The sequence below is a fragment of the Vibrio sabulosilitoris genome (assembly GCF_055391395.1).
In genome coordinates, this window is the sequence record NZ_AP029599.1 from 3,056,759 (window position 1) to 3,076,567 (window position 19,809).

Consider the following 19,809-nt stretch of genomic DNA (forward strand, 5'->3'; position numbering starts at 1 on the left):
GTCTGGTTGATCAAACCAGACTAAAATTGAATCAGGGTGACTTGTCACCCTGATTATTTATCCAAGCAGATTTAATCTTATCAACAAGGTGAGCCACCGCCCTAGCCTAATGGCGCGCGACCAGTCTGTTTGGATAAATCACTCAACAAGATAGCAGAGCGATCTCTATGCAAACTAAGTCCCAATCTTCTCTTCGTCTTATGCTGGTGGTGTTACTGACCTCCATGCTGACTGCGTGTGGTTTTCAGCTGCGCGGTGAGTACACTGTGCCCGAAGAGCTACACCAGTTGTCACTGACCAGCTTCGATAAGTACGGCACGCTAACACGCTACGTTCAAGCTGAATTGGACATCAATAACATTGCCTTAGTCCCACCCAGCTCAGAGATCTCCAATGTGCATCTGCGATCGGAAAATATTGAAGAGCGCACCCTATCACTCTACCAAAACGCGCGTGCCGCGGAAAAAGAGCTCACCTATACCGCGAGCTATCATGTCACCGTACCCGAGTTCGGCAGTCATCACTTTACGGCAACCATTACTCGCAGCTATCTGGATAACCCGCTAACCGCACTGGCAAAATCGGTCGAGCGCGAGATGATCGAAGACGAAATGCGCAAGATTGCCGCGACACAAATTATCCGTCAGATGGCGCGTGTTCGTGCGGATATCATCGAAGCACGAAATGAGACACCAACTGCGATGCGCGGGGTAAAAATTCGCTCTGACAAGCTAGAGCGTGCTCACTAATGCGCCTGTTTGCTGACCGCCTCCACGAGCACCTTGAAAAAGGCCTCAGCCCAGTTTACTTGGTGTTTGGTAACGAGCCGCTGCTCTTACATGAGTCTCGGCTGGCCATCGCCCAGCATGCCGCCCAACGTGGATTTAGCGAACGTCACCGATTCACACTCGATAACCAAACCGACTGGAATACAATCTACGACTGCTTCCAAGCCATGAGCCTGTTCTCAAGTCTACAGATTGTTGAACTTGAAGTCGGTGAATTGGGCGTGAATGCCGCTCAAGGCAAAGAACTGCTTGAGCTTGCTAAGCTACTCAACCCAGAAACCCTATTGGTCCTGGTGGGCAGCAAGTTGACCAAGGCGCAGGAAAACAGCAAGTGGTTCAAAGCCCTCTCATCCCAAGGGACGTGGGTAAACTGCTTAACGCCTGATATCAGTCGCCTACCCCAATTTGTTCGCCAGCGCTGTCAAAAACTGGGACTTAAACCGGACCAAGAGTCGCTGCAAATGCTCGCACAATGGCATGAGGGCAATCTGCTGGCACTGAGTCAAAGCCTGGAAAAACTCGCTCTGCAATACCCAGATGGCCAGCTAAGCCTGGTACGGATTGAGCAGTCGCTAAGTCGACACAACCATTTTACCGTGTTCCACTGGATTGATGCCCTGTTAGCAGGAAAAGCCAATCGTGCCCAGCGCATTCTGCGCCAACTCGAGGCAGAAGGTGTTGAGGGGGTGATCATCGCTCGCTCATTGCAAAAGGAACTAAAGCTGCTGATGCAACTCAAAGCAGAAAGCCAGCAACAAGCGATTGGGTCGGTGTTCGAGCGCCACCGTATTTGGCAGTCAAAGCGCCCACTTTATACTGCGGCACTGCAGCGTCTCGACTTTGCTGCATTGCAGCAAGCATGGTCAGTCCTTGCAAAGGTCGAGATCATGCTCAAAACTCAGTATGAACAATCCGCTTGGCCATTAATTCAACAGCTTGGCGTAAGCTTGTGCTCGCCACAACTGCGTTTCCCTACTGTTGGCTAAGTGCGCCGATGCAAAAGCATGCTATACTCCGCGCCCTATTGAACACTGTCTATTGAGGATGCCACCTTGCAACGTGAAGAATTAAGAGATTTTCTAGCTGATAAAGCGGATGATATGAAAGCCCAAGATATTATCCTGTTGGATGTAACTGGCAAATCGAGCGTGACCGATTTTATGGTGATCTGTACAGGTACCTCTAAGCGCCATGTCTCCTCGATTGCCGATCACGTCGCGAGTGAGATTAAAAAACTCGGCATGGAGCCACTAGGGATTGATGGTGAAACAGAGGGCGAGTGGGTTGTACTCGACATGGGTGATGCCATGCTGCACGTGATGCAAGAGCAACACCGTGAATTGTATCAACTGGAAAAGCTTTGGAACTGATTGAATGAAGTTACAGCTTATTGCCGTTGGCACCAAGATGCCTAAGTGGGTCGAAGAGGGTTTTCAAGAATATAAGCGCCGCTTTCCCCACGATATGCCCCTCGAGTTGGTGGAAATCCCAGCAGGAAAGCGGGGTAAAAACGCCGATATTGCAAGAATTCTGCAAAAAGAGGGCGAAGCGATGCTGGCAGCCGTGCCAAAAGGCAACCGTATCGTTACCCTAGATATTCCTGGAAAGCGTTGGGACACTGACCAATTGGCTGGGCAAATGGATGCATGGAAGCTCGATGGTCGCGATGTGTCGATCTTGATTGGTGGACCTGAAGGCCTGGCTCCAGCCTGTAAAGCCGCAGCCGATCAAAGCTGGTCGTTGTCGCCACTCACCCTCCCTCATCCAATGGTGCGTGTGATCATGGCCGAAGCCCTATATCGCGCTTGGAGTGTGACCGCTAACCACCCTTACCACCGCGAATAATACTATCGCGAATAATACCGTAGTTGAGATGTGTGTAGATGTTGCGTAAGCGTAGCAAAATAAGAGATTACCAAGAAGAGTCGCGCCTGTTTAAAGTGCGCGCGATTACGGCTTTTACTATCATTATTGCCTTGATGGGGTTGCTGCTCGGCAACCTCTACCACATTCAGGTCAACCAGTATCAAGATTACGAAACGCGCTCTAACGATAACCGGATAAAAGTGGTGCCTATCGCACCCAACCGTGGGTTGATCTACGATCGGCATGGTGAGCTTCTCGCCGACAACCGTCCGGTATTTAATCTTGAGATCACCCCAGAGCAGGTCAAAGACATGAGTGCCACCATTGAGGGGCTACGTGAATTTCTGACCATCAGTGATGAGCGCATTGAGGCGTTTGAAAAAGAGCGCCGTCGCACCCGACGCTTCAATGCGGTCCCACTACTCACCCAGCTTAACGAAGATCAAGTTGCTGTGTTCTCCGTCCATCAACATCGATTTCCCGGTGTCACGGTCAATGCCACGCTTAAACGCTACTACCCATATGGCGAGATACTAACCCATGTGATTGGCTACGTATCGCGGATCAATGACCGCGACATGGACCGCCTGATCCGTGAAGAAAAAGACAGTAATTACCAAGCAACGCGAGATATCGGTAAGCTAGGTATCGAACGTTACTATGAAGACGTCCTTCATGGTACTGCTGGCTATCAAGAGGTCGAGGTTAACAGCCGCGGCCGCGTGATCCGCACGCTAAAATACGTGCCACCGACGCCGGGTAAGGACATTGTCCTCAACCTTGATGTCCGTTTACAAACCTATCTATACAACCTGCTTGATGGCCGTCGTGGCTCGGCGGTGATCCTTGACCCTGAAGACAATGGCGTCTTGGGTATGGTCTCAAGCCCAAGTTACGACCCTAATGCCTTTGTCCACGGCATCTCAGGCAAAGATTATCGCGCGCTGCTCAATGATAAAAACCGACCTTTGGTGAATCGAGCGACACTTGGGATCTACCCGCCTGCCTCGACCATTAAGCCCTTCTTAGCGGTGGCAGCCCTGCAAGAAGGGGTGATCACAACCAAGACAACCCGCAATGACCCCGGCTATTGGCGCATTCCAAACTCCAACACCCGACCCTTTCGGGACTGGCTACGCTGGGGACACGGCAAGGTCGATGTGATCAAATCTATCGAAGAGTCGGTGGATACCTTCTACTACCAGATTGCGTACGATATGGGTATCGATCGTATCTCTCGCTGGATGAACAAGTTTGGCTTTGGTGACTTTACTGGTATCGATATCAATGAAGAGAGTCGCGCCAATATGCCAACCCGTGAGTGGAAGATGGCCCGGCATAAAACCCCTTGGTATCAGGGTGATACTATTCCGGTCGGTATCGGTCAAGGCTACTGGACAGCCACACCAATGCAGATCGCCAAGGCGACCTCGGTGCTGGTTCATCGCGGAGAGGTCATTGCCCCTCACTTGCTGCGTGCCACGATCAAAAACGGTGAGCGCTTTGAGCGCCAGCAGCTTTCTGATTATGAAACCTTCCCACCGATAGACACAGTTCCCGACCGCTATTGGGATATTGCCTTCAGGGGTATGTACCTAGCGAACCACGGCGGACGAGGCACGGCGCGACGCGCCTTCGCCGATATGGATTATAAAACGGCGGGTAAATCGGGAACGGCGCAAGTATTTGGTCTTGCCGAAGACGAAGAATATGATGCCGATGAGATTGCTGAGCACTTGCGCGACCACGCCTTGTTCACAGGCTTCGCTCCCCTTGACGATCCCGAGATTATTGTGACCGTGGTGCTAGAAAATGCCGGTGGTGGCTCGAGTAACGGCGGCCCTGTAGTGCGTGAGATCTTTGACAAGGTATTGCGCCCGATAGATGAAGAAGATGACCCACAAGAACAAGCACGACAACAGGACGGGCAAGAATGAAATTAGACCCTTCAACTGGACAGAATCGCGCCTTTTTTCAGCGCCTGCACATCGACTTACCCTTACTGCTAGGGCTGTTGGCACTGATGGGCTTTGGCCTAGTGGTTATGTACAGTGCCAGTGGTCAAAATGAGGCGATGATGGATCGTCAGGCGATGCGCATGGGGCTGTCTCTAATGGTGATGGTCGTGCTCGCCCAGATCCCGCCGCGCACCTATGAAGCTGCAGCCCCGCTGCTGTTTTTTTGCGGCCTGATCCTGCTGCTTGGGGTATTGTTTTTTGGTGAGTCATCAAAAGGTGCCCAGCGCTGGCTTAACCTAGGTTTTGTCCGCTTTCAGCCTTCTGAGCTGATGAAGCTTGCGGTACCGCTGATGGTCGCCCGCTATGTGGGCAAGGGCGCGCTGCCCCCGAGCTTTAAAACCATTGTTTTATCGTTGGTGATGGTGTTCGTACCGACCATTTTGATCGCCAAGCAGCCCGACCTAGGCACGTCTATTTTGATCGCCGCATCGGGCATTTTTGTGATTTTCCTTGCCGGGATCAGCTGGCGAATTATTGCCGCGGCGATCGTAGCTGTCGGTGCCTTCGTGCCTATCCTGTGGTTCTTCTTGATGCGCGAGTACCAGAAGGTGCGTGTGCGTACGCTGTTTAACCCAGAGTCCGACCCTCTTGGCGCGGGTTATCACATTATCCAGAGCAAAATCGCGATCGGCTCGGGTGGGGTTTCGGGCAAGGGCTGGCTACAAGGTACCCAATCTCAGCTCGAGTTCCTTCCCGAGCGTCACACCGACTTTATCTTTGCGGTCATTGCCGAAGAGTGGGGAATGATCGGCATCTTGGCTCTCTTTGCCCTCTATCTGTATATCATTGGTCGAGGCCTGTATCTCTCAAGTCATGCACAAACCGCCTTCGGTCGCATGATGGCCGGTAGTATCGTGCTAAGCTTCTTTGTCTATGTGTTTGTAAATATTGGTATGGTTAGTGGCATTCTACCAGTTGTAGGTGTACCTTTACCGCTGATCAGCTACGGCGGCACCTCGATGGTGACCCTGATGGCAGGCTTTGGCATATTAATGTCGATTCATACTCACCGCAAAGCATTCTCTAAGGCATCTTAGTATGAAAATAAACCATAAGTTGCTCACCGTTGGGCTAGTTTCCATCGTGCTGTTTGGCTGTGCAAGCCCAGATAGTGAACGCTATGAACTCGAGCAGGACGTGCCACCACAGGCCCCCATCTCAGTCGAGCATATCGAGGGGATCACACCACGATACGAACCCTATAGCCTTGGGGGTAATAAAAACTACACACTGCGCGGTGTCAGTTACCAAATCGTCGATAATGCCGAAGGGTTTAAACAGCGCGGCCAAGCCTCTTGGTATGGTAAGAAGTTTCATGGACACCTCACCTCCAATGGTGAGATCTACGACATGTACTCGATGACAGCGGCACATAAAACCCTACCACTGCCGAGTTATGTAAAGGTGACCAACCTTGATAACGGCAAACAGACCATAGTTCGAGTCAACGACCGCGGCCCCTTCCACGAGGGTCGGATCATCGACCTTAGCTATGCTGCTGCTTACAAGCTTGGCATTGTAGAGGCTGGTGTAGCCAATGTTGAAATTGAGGTCATTAAGGTAGAAAAACCGGACAACCCGTCGGGGCTCAATGCACAGCCAAACTACATCATTCAGGTGGCAAGCTCATCTGATCAAGACCGCGCTGAGCAATTGGCTCAAGCGTTAGAAAAACAATTGCGTGTCAGTGCCTTTGTGCAAAGTGCTGACAGCGTACACCGCATCATTCTTGGTCCCTTTGATGATTACGATGTCACCCAAGAGACACTGAACAAGATTCAATCTGCTGGCTACGATTCAGCATTTGTCCGCAAGTATCAAACACAAAAATAAAACCATAATTTAAAAAATATGATCAACCACACCCAATCGTCAAAGCTAGGGCGCTCACTTCTTGTTGGCGTCACCTCTCTTCTGGCCAGCGCACTTGCTCATGCCAGCATTACTCCGGGTTTGCCGCCTGTTGCTGCAAAAGGTTATATCCTGATGGACTACCATTCAGGTGAGATCATCGCGGCAGAGAACGAGCATACTCAGCTTTCCCCAGCAAGCCTGACCAAGATGATGACCAGTTACGTGATAGGTCAAGAGATCAGTCGCGGCAGTGTGTCTTTGGATGATGATGTCACAATCAGCCGTAATGCCTGGGCACGCAACTTCCCTGGCTCATCGAAAATGTTCCTTGAGGTGGGCAAAAGTGCCAAGCTTGAAGAGGTGCTGCGTGGCATTATCGTTCAATCGGGTAACGATGCCTGTATCGCAGCGGCCGAACATATCGCTGGCTCAGAAGCCGCATTCGTGACGCTAATGAACAGCTGGGCACAAAGTATTGGCATGACTAATTCGAACTTTGCCAATCCCCATGGTCTCGACAACCCTGATTTGTATTCAACACCGTTTGATCTTGCCCTGTTGGGCAAAGCACTGATCCGTGATGTGCCTGAGGAGTACCGCGTGTACTCCGAGAAGTCATATACCTATAACGGCATCACCCAGCATAACCGCAACGGTTTGCTGTGGGATGAGAGCATGAATGTCGATGGCATCAAGACCGGCTATACACGTAAAGCGGGTTACAATCTAGTAAGCTCAGCAACTCAAGGCGACATGCGACTGATTGCGGTGGTCATGGGGGCCAAAAACCCCGATGCACGTAAGGCTGAGAGTAAAAAACTACTGAGTTATGGCTTTCGCTTTTTTGAAACCGTCGCACCGCATCAAGCCGAGCAGGTACTTGCAACGGAAAAGGTCTGGATGGCGGAAAAGCCCAGCGTTGATATGGGCATCACCGAAGAGGCTTATCTGACCCTGCCGCGCGGCAGCAGTGGCAAGCTCGAGGCTAATTTGGTGGTTGAGCAACAGTTGCGAGCACCAATCCAGCAAGGCGACCAACTTGGTACGCTATACTATGTACTGGACGGCGAGAATGTTGCCGAATACCCGCTGGTCGCCATGGAGTCAGTTGAACGCGGAGGATTCTTTCGTCGAATGTGGGATTACCTGACGTTGCTGCTAAGCAGCTGGTTTTAGCCTAAGCAACTGGTTTTAAATCAGGCAACTGGTTTTAAACCGAGTGCATCTTGAGATTATCCCAGAATGGCAGTACTATTCTTCGCCATTCCTGTACCAGAGAATTTGGAGTTTATTATGCTGACGATTAACTCAGACGCTAAATTGAAAGACTTGCTTGAGTTCCCATGCTCATTCACCTACAAAGTCATGGGTTATGCCAAGCCAGAACTGCCAGAACGCGTGTTGGAAGTGATCCAACGCCACGCACCGGGTGATTATAGCCCTGTGGTAAAACCAAGTGCGAAGGGTAACTACCACTCAGTGTCTATCAACATCACGGCAACCTCAATCGAGCAGGTTGAGACACTGTACAAAGAACTTGGCGAGATCGACATCGTCCGCATGGTTCTGTAAAAATTTGAATTCTTAAATTTTTTTTGAAAGCAGCCATAGGCTGCTTTTTTATTATTTATCAATAATATAAAAATCACCCGCCAACTGTAAGGTTAAAAACCTGTCATCAAAATGTAGTTTAGTCGCACTTTCCTGTTTATAATCGAAAGCGAAGTTCGCTAGGGATCATGGAATATAAATGGAAAACCGTCTGATAGTCAGATACTTAGGCCGCCAAGACTACCAACCGGTATGGCAAGCAATGCACGACTTTACTGACACACGCGATGATAACACCGTGGACGAGGTCTGGTTGGTTGAGCACAACCCTGTCTTCACCCAAGGTCAAGCTGGAAAACAAGAGCACCTGCTGGACACAGGCGATATCCCTGTGGTGCAAAGTGACCGCGGTGGTCAAGTGACCTACCATGGACCGGGCCAGTTGGTTGCGTATGTACTGATCAATCTACGGCGCAAAAAAATCGGTGTGCGCGACTTGGTCACCCATATCGAAAATACCGTTATCAACACCCTTAAACGCTTTGGTGTCGAGTCCAATGCTCGTCCAGATGCGCCTGGCGTCTATGTTGAGCAACGCAAGATATGCTCCCTTGGTCTACGAATTCGCCGAGGGTGTTCTTTCCATGGACTCGCCCTTAACATCAATATGGACCTGAGCCCCTTTCTACGCATTAACCCTTGTGGCTACGCAGGAATGGAGATGGTTCAACTCAGCGATCTAACCCCAATTACACAATTACACCAAGCCCAGTCACCTTTAATCGAAGAACTCGTGTCTCTGCTAGGATATCAGCAGGTCGAGTTTGCAACGGAAGCGGTAGAAAATGAGTAAACCTATACAAATGGAAAAAGGCGTCAAGTATCGTGATGCTGATAAAATGGCTCTCATTCCAGTAAAAAACATGCCAACAGAGCAGAAAGAGGTTCTGCGCAAGCCTGACTGGATGAAGATCAAGCTGCCATCGGACAGCCAGCGCATCCAAGACATCAAGGCAGCGATGCGCAAGAACAACCTCCACTCTGTCTGTGAAGAAGCTTCCTGCCCTAACCTCGCGGAATGCTTTAATCACGGTACGGCGACCTTTATGATCCTCGGTGCAATCTGTACCCGACGCTGTCCATTTTGTGATGTGGCCCATGGTCGTCCTTTAGCACCTGAAGCTGATGAGCCACAACAACTGGCAAAAACTATCGCCGATATGAAGCTCAAGTATGTGGTCATTACTTCGGTAGACCGTGATGACCTGCGCGATGGTGGCGCTCAGCACTTCGCTGACTGTAACCGAGAGATCCGCGCACTCAACCCAACGATTAAGATTGAAACCTTAGTGCCCGACTTCCGCGGCCGAATGGACGTAGCGCTTGATTTACTCAAGGACAATCCACCAGATGTGTTCAACCATAACCTGGAAACAGCGCCAAGGCTGTATCGTAAAGCTCGCCCTGGGGCGAACTATAAATGGTCGCTGCAGCTGCTCGAGAAGTTCAAGCAACAACACCCTACGGTACCGACCAAGTCAGGGTTGATGATGGGCCTCGGTGAAACCAAGGAAGAGATCATCGAAGTGCTCAAAGACTTGCGCGCTCATGGCGTCACTATGCTGACGCTCGGCCAATATCTTGCCCCAAGTCGCCACCACTTACCCGTTGAGCGCTATGTGCCACCTGAGGAGTTTGATGAACTCAAACAGATCGCGCTGGATCTCGGCTTTACTCATGCCGCGTGTGGTCCGTTTGTTCGCTCGTCGTACCATGCCGATATGCAAGCGCAAGGTATTGAGGTTAAGTAACGACCGCCGTCTCTAAAACCACCGTAACGAAAAAAGGTTGACTCTTGTCAACCTTTTTTCGTTTTATGCACAACTCTAATTCGAGGTAACCAAGCGCGAATGGCTACGCTCAAGTGAATAGCTCAATACAAACAGGCTGATCAGTAGAGGCAGACTACCGAGGATCACGCCAAACCAGGCGCCATGCTGCCAGCAATACAGCAGCCAAAAACCACCCAGACTGCCCCCTACGTAATAGTGAACCAGATACAGCGCAACCGCTGTGGCTTTGCCTGTCTGGGCCTGTTGGCTCACCCAAGCGTACGCCAGTGTGTGAGTGAAAAACGCGCCAAAGCTTATCAGCAATAGCCCCACCACCATCAGGCTTAACTGCTCAACATAGGCGATCAGTACGCCGGCAAGCATGATGGCAGAGCCCATTGCAATCCCTGTTGTGGTGCTGCCCACCTTGCGCCACTTTGCTGATAGACTCGAGCTTAATGTACCGGCCAGATAGCAAAGGAAGATCATACTGGCAATGCCCACGGGCAAGCTGTGGGGCTCGGCGACCAAGCGGAAGCCCATAACGGTATACAGATTAACAAACAAGGCAAAGTTCACCCCACCAATCAGCATTGCGGTCCATAAGCTTGGGTTTTTAAAGTGATTGAGCACCGCCCGGTTATGATGCCGCAACAGCCCAGTTTGGGCGATAAAATGGCGCTGCTTTGGCAAGCCTTGCCAGACGACAAAAGCGCCAATCAGGCTGATAAGCGCCATCACCAATACCGCTCTCTCCCAGCCACCCCACTCAAGCAAGGCACCGCCTAACAATCGACCGGCAATACCACCGATAGAGTTCGCCGCGACATAGATGCCGATCGCGTGCAAAAATGCCTGCTCGGACAGCTCTTCGACCAGATAAGCAACCCCGACAGCCAAGTAAGCCGCAAGAAACACCCCTAATGCCCCACGCATCATGATCAGTTGCCACAGTGAATGGGATAGCCACATTCCTACACCAATTAGCGGCAAGGAAAACAGCCCAACCAACAGCACTCGGCGGCGCCCTTTGCGCTCGGAATAGACCGCCCAAGGGATCAAGCTCAGCGACAAGACTAATGAGGTAATGGCGAAAACCCAGTTGATCTCAAATGCCGTCGCAGAAAACTGCATCGCCAATTTGGGCAGCATAGGTTGAAATAGATACAAATTACAAAAAATGAGAAACGCCCCCAACGCAACACTGAGTGTCACCTGGTAATACCGACGCGATTGGAACTCAATCATGGCTACTCCTATGGCTGCCGTTACTGCTTGATTTGTGATCAAGATAGCAATCGTTGCATCAGAAATTAAATATATTAAATCTATTCCAACTATATATTTTTAGTATCGACATGCACTCCAAACAACTGAGTCAGTTTATTGCGGTTGCCGAGCACGGCAACTTTACTCATGCCGCGCAGGCACTCAATATTGCCCAGCCGCCACTGAGCATGTCGATCAAAAAACTAGAGCACCAACTGGGCTTGAGCCTATTTCTTCGCCAGGGCAAGCGGGTCAGTTTGACCCTAGAGGGTGAGGTCCTTTATCAACATGCCAAACAAGTTGAGCAAAAACTGCAAGATGCCAACTTGGCGATGGATGAGCTCAAAGGGCTCGAAAAAGGCGAAGTGAGGATTGGGGTACCCAGCATGCTAGGGTCTTATTACTTTCCTGAGATACTGATGGCATTTAAAACACGCTACCCTAAGCTCAAACTCACTGTCGTCAATGCCGGAACCCGCTCGATTGCTCAAATGCTGCACGATGGCGCACTGGATATTGGTGTGATCAATCACTCGACTCAGGCCAAAAACCTGCAAACTGACCACCTCTTGACCTCAAATATGGTGGCTGCGGTGGGTAAGAACCACCCTCTAGCGACACGCAGCTCAATTTCCTTTGCTGAGTTCTTTGAGCACGAGTTGGTCTTGTTTGAGTCTGGTTATTTTCACCGCGACTTTATCGAGGCGAAAGCGCGCCAGTATCAGATGCCCATGCAGTTCTCTTTTGAAACCAATCTGCTCACTATGATTTTAAGCATCGTCAAAAATGAGTTCGCCATCACTGCGCTGCTAGAAATGGTCACCGATTGCGAAAAGGACATCGTCGCGATCCCGTTTGAAGAAAAAGTTGAACTCAATCTTGCCCTCGCCTGGCGTGAGCAGGGCTACCTGTCGATTGCTCACCGCACCTTTGTCGAGTTTGTTAAACAGCAAACCCACTCATAAGCAATACACTCAGCCATTAGCACTCGATTCACCTTGTGTCATAGGTCAGCACTATCTACGCTGATGATAGGGAAATCACATCTAAGGGACTGAGATGACAGGATATAAGCTCTGTGTTGCCGCCTTTGCCTTTGCACTTTTGAGTCAAGGGTGCACGACCAACACCAAACAAGACAACTATCGAGAAGCCTCCTTTGAGCTCTGCAATACTGAGGTTGACCTCTACTCGGTTAGCGATGACGGCCGCGTACGTATCATCTGCTCTGATAGCTCCAAGTTTGCCCTCAACAATCAAGACACCTTAGAGACAATGCGTGATATTAATATCGATTATTGCGATGGTGAGGGATTGGGTCAGTTTAGTGAGAGCCGGATCTATTACTCTTTTCGCTGTAAATCTGGCACGCTTTTGAGCATTCCCAAATAGAAAAAAGGAGCTCAATGAGCTCCTTTTCGTCTTGTTTAGCAAGTGAAGAATTAAGCGTAAACAGGAAGACGCTTACAGATCTCAAGCACTTTTGCTTTGGTGGTTTCAATCACGTCTTGATTGTTAACGTCATCAAGCACGTCACACATCCAGTTCGCAAGCTCTGTCGCATCAGCTTGAGTAAAACCACGACGGGTAATCGCTGGTGAGCCGATACGGATACCAGAAGTCACAAACGGGCTGCGAGGATCGTTTGGAACAGAGTTCTTGTTCACTGTGATGTTAGCAGCGCCAAGAGCGGCATCGGCTTCTTTACCCGTGATGTCTTTGTCAATCAGGTCAACCAAGAATAGGTGGTTTTCAGTGCCGTTAGACACAATCTTGTAGCCACGCTCTTGGAACTGCGCCACCATTGCCTTGGCATTTTTCACCACGCGAGCTTGGTAAGCTTTGAACTCTGGCTCCATCGCTTCTTTAAATGCGACCGCTTTACCCGCGATAACGTGCATCAATGGACCACCCTGGCCGCCAGGGAATACTGCCGAGTTCAGTTTTTTGTACATGTCTTCGCCTGCATTTGACAGGATCAGGCCACCACGAGGACCGGCTAGCGTTTTGTGCGTAGTCGTGGTAACAACGTGGGCGTGTGGCACTGGCGTTGGGTACTCACCTGCCGCAATCAGACCCGCAACGTGCGCCATATCGACGAACAGGTAAGCATCAACTTTATCGGCAATCTCACGCATGCGCGCCCAGTCAACGATCTGTGAGTAAGCAGAGAAGCCACCGATGATCATTTTTGGCTTGTGCTCTAGCGCCAATTGCTCCATCTCATCGTAATTGATTTGACCTGCTTCATCGATACCGTAAGGGATAACGTTGTAGTGTTTGCCCGAGAAGTTAACTGGTGAGCCGTGAGTTAGGTGACCACCGTGTGCTAGGCTCATACCCAGTACAGTATCACCTGGGTTTAGTAGCGCCATGTACACTGCGCTGTTGGCTTGAGAGCCAGAGTGTGGCTGAACGTTAGCGTATTCACAACCAAATAGCTGACAGGCACGCTCAATCGCTAGCGCTTCGGCTTTATCAACGTACTCACAACCGCCATAGTAGCGCTTGCCTGGGTAACCTTCAGCGTATTTGTTAGTTAGCTGAGAACCTTGTGCTTCCATTACACGTGGGCTGGTGTAGTTCTCAGAAGCGATTAGCTCGATGTGCTCTTCTTGACGAAGAGTTTCTTCCTGGATAGCTGCGAATAGCTCCGCATCGTAATCTGCGATATTCATATCACGCTTTAACATCTGTATCTCCTGACTCAGATTTAAACTGAAAGTTGCAAAAAAACTGCTTAACGACCTTACGCAAACGTTTTCGTCATCAAGTTGGCGCCCATATTACATAACTTGATCTGGATCATAAAGGGTAAACTGCACCAAATATGGCTCGGTTTATCTGGTCCAATCTCAGACCAAAACTTGGTCACTTGTTACTGCTGTTAGGCTCTGGCTCTATAGTACGGATTTGCACCTATAAAATCGACGATGATTTGTAACTTTCTCACCGGTTGGCAGGTTACAGGCCGCATTAGATTGCCGTCAACAATACAGGTTTACACTTTGTACAGCCAGCCATACATCTCGGTTCAATAATTTGTTCTGTTTGCTGGGTTTCTCTAGCGTATTTCACTACCATTCGCGCTCAAAATATTCATAAAACACAGGTTTGCTGAGTCAACAATGGAAAAGCACACAAACAAAGAAGACTGGATTGCAATGGTTACTGGGACGTTTTTGGTCGCCCAAGGAGTCTTCTTCCTACAAAATGCTCAGTTACTCACCGGAGGCACAACCGGATTGGCGCTGTTGCTTTCCCAATTGATGCCGCTGTCTTTTGGTGTGCTGTACTTTAGTTGTAACATACCTTTTTACCTGATGGCCTGGCAGCGTTTTGGGCGTCGCTTTGCAATCAATAGCGCGCTCTCTGGTGGCCTCGTCTCGATTCTCGCTGACCATTTGCACCTTGTGATTGCCATTGACCAAATTAATCCAGTCTACTGTGCCATCGCAGGTGGCCTACTGATGGGGCTGGGCATGCTTATTCTGTTTCGTCACCGTTCAAGCCTGGGTGGATTCAATGTCTTCTGTCTCTATGTTCAAGACCGTTTCGGTATCTCAGTCGGTAAAACTCAAATGGCGATTGACGCCACGATTTTGATTGCCTCAAGTTGGTTTGTCGCGCCTTCTGTTATCCTGCTTTCCGTGCTTGGTGCGGTGATGCTTAACGTGGTTTTAGCGATGAATCACAAGCCAACTCGCTATACGGTAAGCTACTCATAAACCCGCTATATGCTCGCTCAAGCCTGTCTACTAAAGGCTTGAGTGATGAAGAGATAGGCAATCTCCACGTGACAGCATCATATCTAGTGACAATTATCGGCGACGTGTTGGTGAAATATTGGTTATAATTCGACAAGTATCGAATTTTAATAGTTAGGCAAGACAATGGAGTTAGAAACCGTAGCAAAGGCGCTTAAAGAGCTCGGTCATCCAACACGCTTGAGCATCTACAAGCTGGTTGTGCGCGCCGGTCATCAGGGCATTTCAGTTGGTGGGCTGCAGCAAAAACTTGCTATCCCTGGCTCCACTCTGTCACACCACATTTCTACTCTTAGCTCTGCCGGTCTTCTAACCCAGCGACGCGAGGGCAGGACCCTCTATTGCTTAGCGGAGTATCAACGCCTTGATGCGGTGATCGGTTTTTTGCGCGATGAGTGCTGTGTTGATGGGCAAGACTGTGAGCAGGCCGCTACTGACGGGTAATGAAAAAACGAGCAGTGACTGCTCGCTTTTTTCTATCCCAATGATGCGCTGATTACAACTCATATTTGTGCAGCATGGCCTGTTGATGGCCAGCAATCTCTGCGACTTGCTCGGCGCTCTCCACCAGCGACGCCAGTTGAAGCGTAGAGTTGTCGCTTTGGTCATTGACATGAACGATTGAGCGACTAACATCAGCCGTCGCGCGCTGCTGCTCTTCCGTGGCTGCTGATACATGCTCAACTCGCAGGCGAATTTGATTAATCGAGGCTTCAATGTCCTCAAAGGAGCTCTTCACTCGCTGACTCGACTCAAGAGCAAAGTTCATCTCCTCGCGAGACTCAGCCACAGAGGCGCGAGAGCTGTGCGCAGCTTCCATAAGCTCTGACATCATCAGACGGATATTGCCCGTTTGCGCCGTAGTGTCACTCGCGAGCTTACGCACCTCGTCTGCGACTACTGCAAAGCCCCGCCCCATCTCACCAGCGCGGGCAGCTTCAATAGCGGCATTCAGTGCCAGCAAGTTGGTATTATCAGCAATACCACTGATCATATCCACCATCTCGCTGATCTGCCCTACCTTGGAGTCGAGTTCATTCATTGAGCGTTCATTGCGGCTCAGGGTTTGTTCAAGCTGATGTAAGCGAGTGCGATTGTCATCCATCGCCGTGAGACCGACAACAGCGAACTCTTCCGCCTCACGGGCATTATTGAACGACTCCGTAGTCATGGTGGCAATCTCTTTGATTGAGGCCTCGAGCTCTGTAACTGTGGTAACCATACTCTCCAGCGCACTACTTTGCGTTGACAGGCTAGTCCGAGTCTGCTCGGCCGCGCCATGGCTAATTTCAGCGGTTTGATACAAGGTCTCACAGTTACGTGTCACCATCTCTACTGAGGCGTGGGTAGTGCTGACCACTTGATTGAGTTTATCGGCAATATCACGCATCTCGGTTGGCCCTTCAACGGCAATCTGACCACTCAAGTCATGCTCAGTTAATTTGTTGAGCTGTGCGCTAATAGTGACTAATGATCGATTCGTCCAACGACGTAGGGCGAAAAACAACACCATCACAATCACCACCAGTGCACCTGATGAGGCGACCAAAATCAGAATATTACGCTGAATGGTCGAGTTGACAACCTGCTGACCAGAATCAATCAAGCGCTCTGCCGTCTCCGAGATCTCAATCAAGAGTTGCGTGGTCTGGTTTGCTAAAATAGCGGCTTGAGCTAAGTCCTCATCACGGCCTTCCATCAGTTCAAGGCGCTCAAGAATTTTGCGCAGCACGCCATCTGGCTCAAAGCCTTGCAACATCATATCGTATGAGGTAGTCATGCTGGCAAACTCTTTGATCTCAGGGTGCCACTGGGCAAAATCATCAAATGCCAGCGAGATACCCGCAATGCGGTTGCGCATCTCACGATACTCATTTTGCGCGCTCTCAAGCTCGTCTTGCATCATCAAGGTTAAGAAGGTGCTCTCCATTGAGCTCGCATTAGCGATGAATCGGCTAGCAGCATCAGAGACCATCGGGTTGTCCGAGGCCAGTGATAAGCTAATCCGATTCATCTCAGGGCCGATCGATGACAAGCCATAGTGAAAGCCAGTCACGTCTTTATCAATCTGGTCCTTCATCACAATCGCTTGCGATTGAGTGGCAAGGATCGCTTGTGTTATCGACTGGAGCTCAAATATTTTTGCCGCCAGCTCATTGCGCTGCTGTTCACTGAGGATCCCCTCTTGCAAATCGGCAATCTCAAACAGATTTCGCACGCGCAGGTCACTGCGTTGACTGAGGACATTGATGCGTTGACGTGTATTCTCAAGCTCGAGTGAAGAGTTTAATTGCGTACCGTAGTTCAGCAGCTTAAGTTGTTCAAGCACATCTTGAGTTAGAGCGGCGTTATTCATCGCCAGCGGCATCGCACGTTCCGACAACACATCAAACTGCTGCTTGACCTGATTTAAGCCATTGGCACTGAGCAAACTTAAACCGATAAAAAAAGCGATTATCAGAGCAAAAATCGCACTCAAAGTACGAATGAGTGATAAAGAAGACGTGGATTTCTTTCTCTTTGAGGCCGCCATAGCAATTCCATTGATGTGTCAGTCAGTTACGCGAATTTTTTCCATTCAGAATGGTAGGCCCCAAAAGTGACACTTTTATTAAATAGGCGATATTACTCCACGTTTTTACCTGATTGTATTGACATTTTTGATAATCTAAACATTTAACCAACTAGAGAATAGTAGTAGTAGTAGTAGTAGTAGTAAATAGACACCCATTACAAAGTAAAAGGCTCAAACCTATTCTACACTCAGGCTATGAGTATTAAATGGAGCTTCACCATGCCAAAGGCCCGTTCTGAGCAAGTCAGCCTCGACGACACCAGCTATTACCATTGTGTCTCTCGCTGTGTGCGTCGCGCATTCCTGTGTGGTGTTGACCAGTCAACAGGGAAAAGTTTCGAACATCGCCGCTCTTGGGTAGAGCAACGACTGCTGGCATTAGCAGATGTGTTCGCAATTGATATCTGCGCCTACGCCGTGATGAGCAACCACACCCATGTGGTGCTGCACGTCAATCGTGAGCAAGCGTTAGGCTGGGATACGCGTCAGGTGCTTGAACGATGGCATAAATTACACAAAGGCACACTGCTTACTTCCCATTACCTTAAAGGGGATGATTTAGATGAAGCCTCTTGGCAAGCTGTGACAGAAACAGCAGAGGTCTATCGACGCCGGTTGTACGACATCAGTTGGTTTATGCGTAACCTTAACGAACCGATTGCTCGCCAGGCTAATAAAGAAGATGGTTGTACTGGGCGGTTTTGGGAAGGACGTTTCAAGTCTCAAGCTTTACTTGATGAGGCTGCGGTGATTGCCTGCATGGCTTATGTTGACCTCAACCCAGTTCGTGCCAAAGTTGCAAAAACACCTGAAAAATCGGCCTTTACTAGCGTCAAGAAGCGCACGGATACGCTTAAATCCTCACGCGGTAATTCTAACTCACCGACTCAACCTGAGTGTTTGTATCCATTTGTTGGTCATGAGAGCAAAGAGATACCAGAGGGATTAACGTTTTCACTTAGAGAGTACCTACTTCTCCTTGATATAAGCGGAAGGGCCATTCAAGAAGGTAAACCAGGTGCGATACTACCAGAGTACCCTCCCATTCTCACAAGACTTGGTATTGACGAAGTCGAATGGACAGAGCTAATAACATCGTTGGAAAAGCAGTTTTGCGGCCCAATAGGGACAGAGAGCGCTATGCGGACTTTCCAGCACAACCATGGCCTGCAACGAATGCGGGGAGTCGGTGCAGCGAAACGCTGCTTCCAGTGTGCTTAGCTGCTTGGGCAAAGCGTTAATTTGATAGCGCATCATTCACAAAAACCTCAACTTCAATTCAAGTCATCACCTATCACGGGGTTGGTAGGCCTTTTTCTTTCCCTTAGTTTAGGCTCCAACTCTCATATCTATTGACAGCCTGCAGTGATAGAGCACCACTTCCTGTCATTCAATTACCATGGAATCATGGGTGTCTATTTATAATTTTTGAAATCATGGGTGTCTATTTATAATTTGTCTTTCGTTGCATATCGCTGGCAAATGCACTAATGTCTTTTTTTTTGCCGACAGGATACAAGCATTGAATTATATCGGCTTGTTACACCCCAGCGTTCAAAATATGGCTGTCATCGAAAACCATGAGCCAATGGTTTCCATCGATCTAAAAGAGAGCAAGCTGGTTTTAGACTATGATGTTGACCTTGGATATGCGAATGAGTTTATCGCGCGTAAAAGTGTCGTGGATAAGTTGAAGCAAGCATCGCTTCTTCTTCCAGAAGGATTATGTTTGTTAGTAAAAGAGGCGCATAGACCCAGAGCATTCCAATCTTTTATTTATAATCGGCGGGTAATTCAACTGTTCTGTTCAGAAGAATTTGAACACCTTTCACCAACACAAATCCATAAACTTGCTTCGGAGTATATAGCACCACCAAATGTAGCGGGTCATCCAACGGGTGGAGCGGTTGACGTATCGTTAATAGACAAACAAGGTGTTGAGGTAGACCTTGGCTGTAAATACGATGAAGATGCAGCCAAATCCGATGGTAAATGTTACTCCTTTTTCGAAGACCTAACGGATAATGTAAAAAAGAATCGGAGAATTCTTTTTTCTTGTATGGGGTCTGCTGGCTTTATCAACTACCCGTTTGAATGGTGGCACTGGTCTTATGGAGACAAGTATTGGGCAGCAGTTAAAGGAACATCACACTCCCTCTATTCTGCGATTGATCACAGGTAACCTAACTGGGGTGGTTAAATTCTAATTTGCTCCAAAGAAAAGAGTAATTGATTCGAACTTAGCGAGAGGGAGTTTCGTGTACTCCCTATAACGTTCATTGTGTCGAG

The 19,809-nt window shown here is 49.3% G+C and carries 20 protein-coding genes; 17 read left to right on the forward strand and 3 right to left on the reverse strand.

What is annotated here, in order from left to right:
• The first annotated feature begins 167 nt into the window (after positions 1 to 167).
• The 11 genes from ACZ5R2_RS14345 (at position 168) to lipA (ending at position 9,888) form a co-directional block, all read left to right on the forward strand.
• Positions 168 to 749: an LPS-assembly lipoprotein LptE gene (locus ACZ5R2_RS14345; protein ID WP_464900017.1), complete on the forward strand. Its 582-nt coding sequence runs from the start codon at positions 168 to 170 to the stop codon at positions 747 to 749.
• A complete protein-coding gene (gene holA, locus ACZ5R2_RS14350; RefSeq protein ID WP_464900018.1) occupies positions 749 to 1,774 on the forward strand; it encodes a DNA polymerase III subunit delta in 1,026 nt (341 codons plus the stop codon). Before ACZ5R2_RS14345 ends, holA begins: the two co-directional genes overlap by 1 nt.
• A gap of 66 nt (positions 1,775 to 1,840) precedes the next feature.
• Positions 1,841 to 2,158: a ribosome silencing factor gene (rsfS, locus tag ACZ5R2_RS14355; RefSeq protein WP_464900019.1), complete on the forward strand. Its 318-nt coding sequence runs from the start codon at positions 1,841 to 1,843 to the stop codon at positions 2,156 to 2,158.
• 4 nt (positions 2,159 to 2,162) lie between these two features.
• The gene (gene rlmH, locus ACZ5R2_RS14360; RefSeq protein WP_464900020.1) at positions 2,163 to 2,633 is read left to right on the forward strand and encodes a 23S rRNA (pseudouridine(1915)-N(3))-methyltransferase RlmH; all 471 of its coding nucleotides are present in this window, start codon (positions 2,163 to 2,165) and stop codon (positions 2,631 to 2,633) included.
• A 38-nt stretch (positions 2,634 to 2,671) separates the two neighbouring features.
• Complete coding sequence (gene mrdA / locus ACZ5R2_RS14365) at positions 2,672 to 4,591, forward strand: penicillin-binding protein 2 (protein ID WP_464900021.1); 1,920 nt, start codon at positions 2,672 to 2,674, stop codon at positions 4,589 to 4,591.
• Entirely contained in the window at positions 4,588 to 5,709 is a 1,122-nt protein-coding gene (gene rodA, locus ACZ5R2_RS14370; RefSeq protein WP_464900022.1) for a rod shape-determining protein RodA, read from the forward strand. The genes mrdA and rodA overlap by 4 nt, the downstream gene beginning before the upstream one ends.
• A gap of 1 nt (position 5,710) precedes the next feature.
• Entirely contained in the window at positions 5,711 to 6,505 is a 795-nt protein-coding gene (locus tag ACZ5R2_RS14375) for a septal ring lytic transglycosylase RlpA family protein (RefSeq protein ID WP_464900023.1), read from the forward strand.
• An 18-nt stretch (positions 6,506 to 6,523) separates the two neighbouring features.
• Positions 6,524 to 7,702, forward strand: a complete 1,179-nt coding sequence (locus ACZ5R2_RS14380; protein WP_464900024.1) for a serine hydrolase — start codon at positions 6,524 to 6,526, stop codon at positions 7,700 to 7,702.
• Positions 7,703 to 7,819: 117 nt separating this feature from the next.
• Positions 7,820 to 8,098, forward strand: coding sequence for a DUF493 family protein YbeD (ybeD, locus tag ACZ5R2_RS14385; RefSeq protein WP_464902379.1), 279 nt, complete (start codon positions 7,820 to 7,822; stop codon positions 8,096 to 8,098).
• A gap of 178 nt (positions 8,099 to 8,276) precedes the next feature.
• Positions 8,277 to 8,930: a lipoyl(octanoyl) transferase LipB gene (gene lipB, locus ACZ5R2_RS14390; RefSeq protein ID WP_464900025.1), complete on the forward strand. Its 654-nt coding sequence runs from the start codon at positions 8,277 to 8,279 to the stop codon at positions 8,928 to 8,930.
• A complete protein-coding gene (gene lipA / locus ACZ5R2_RS14395) occupies positions 8,923 to 9,888 on the forward strand; it encodes a lipoyl synthase (protein WP_464900026.1) in 966 nt (321 codons plus the stop codon). Before lipB ends, lipA begins: the two co-directional genes overlap by 8 nt.
• Before the next feature lie 75 nt (positions 9,889 to 9,963).
• Here the strand turns inward: lipA and ACZ5R2_RS14400 are convergent, their stop codons facing one another.
• Entirely contained in the window at positions 9,964 to 11,157 is a 1,194-nt protein-coding gene (locus ACZ5R2_RS14400; RefSeq protein WP_464900027.1) for an MFS transporter, read from the reverse strand.
• Between the two features lie 110 nt (positions 11,158 to 11,267).
• On the opposite strand from ACZ5R2_RS14400, the gene ACZ5R2_RS14405 reads away from it, so the two are divergent.
• Entirely contained in the window at positions 11,268 to 12,143 is an 876-nt protein-coding gene (locus tag ACZ5R2_RS14405) for a LysR family transcriptional regulator (RefSeq protein ID WP_464900028.1), read from the forward strand.
• 94 nt (positions 12,144 to 12,237) lie between these two features.
• On the forward strand, positions 12,238 to 12,570 hold the full coding sequence (locus ACZ5R2_RS14410) for a hypothetical protein (RefSeq protein WP_464900029.1): 333 nt from the start codon (positions 12,238 to 12,240) through the stop codon (positions 12,568 to 12,570).
• A gap of 50 nt (positions 12,571 to 12,620) precedes the next feature.
• Here ACZ5R2_RS14410 and glyA read toward each other — a convergent pair whose 3' ends face one another.
• The gene (glyA, locus tag ACZ5R2_RS14415; protein WP_464900030.1) at positions 12,621 to 13,871 is read right to left on the reverse strand and encodes a serine hydroxymethyltransferase; all 1,251 of its coding nucleotides are present in this window, start codon (positions 13,869 to 13,871) and stop codon (positions 12,621 to 12,623) included.
• 435 nt (positions 13,872 to 14,306) lie between these two features.
• Between glyA and ACZ5R2_RS14420 the strand changes: the two genes are divergently transcribed.
• Both ACZ5R2_RS14420 and ACZ5R2_RS14425 read left to right on the forward strand, forming a co-directional pair.
• Positions 14,307 to 14,906: a YitT family protein gene (locus ACZ5R2_RS14420; protein WP_464900031.1), complete on the forward strand. Its 600-nt coding sequence runs from the start codon at positions 14,307 to 14,309 to the stop codon at positions 14,904 to 14,906.
• Positions 14,907 to 15,071: 165 nt separating this feature from the next.
• Complete coding sequence (locus ACZ5R2_RS14425; RefSeq protein ID WP_464900032.1) at positions 15,072 to 15,389, forward strand: ArsR/SmtB family transcription factor; 318 nt, start codon at positions 15,072 to 15,074, stop codon at positions 15,387 to 15,389.
• Positions 15,390 to 15,441: 52 nt separating this feature from the next.
• Here the strand turns inward: ACZ5R2_RS14425 and ACZ5R2_RS14430 are convergent, their stop codons facing one another.
• On the reverse strand, positions 15,442 to 17,478 hold the full coding sequence (locus ACZ5R2_RS14430; RefSeq protein WP_464900033.1) for a methyl-accepting chemotaxis protein: 2,037 nt from the start codon (positions 17,476 to 17,478) through the stop codon (positions 15,442 to 15,444).
• A 261-nt stretch (positions 17,479 to 17,739) separates the two neighbouring features.
• Between ACZ5R2_RS14430 and ACZ5R2_RS14435 the strand changes: the two genes are divergently transcribed.
• Both ACZ5R2_RS14435 and ACZ5R2_RS14440 read left to right on the forward strand, forming a co-directional pair.
• Positions 17,740 to 18,741 carry a transposase gene (locus ACZ5R2_RS14435; RefSeq protein WP_464900034.1) on the forward strand — a complete coding sequence of 334 codons (1,002 nt, stop codon included), beginning with the start codon at positions 17,740 to 17,742 and terminating at the stop codon, positions 18,739 to 18,741.
• Positions 18,742 to 19,042: 301 nt separating this feature from the next.
• Positions 19,043 to 19,702 carry a M15 family metallopeptidase gene (locus tag ACZ5R2_RS14440; RefSeq protein ID WP_464900035.1) on the forward strand — a complete coding sequence of 220 codons (660 nt, stop codon included), beginning with the start codon at positions 19,043 to 19,045 and terminating at the stop codon, positions 19,700 to 19,702.
• The last annotated feature ends 107 nt before the right edge of the window (positions 19,703 to 19,809 follow it).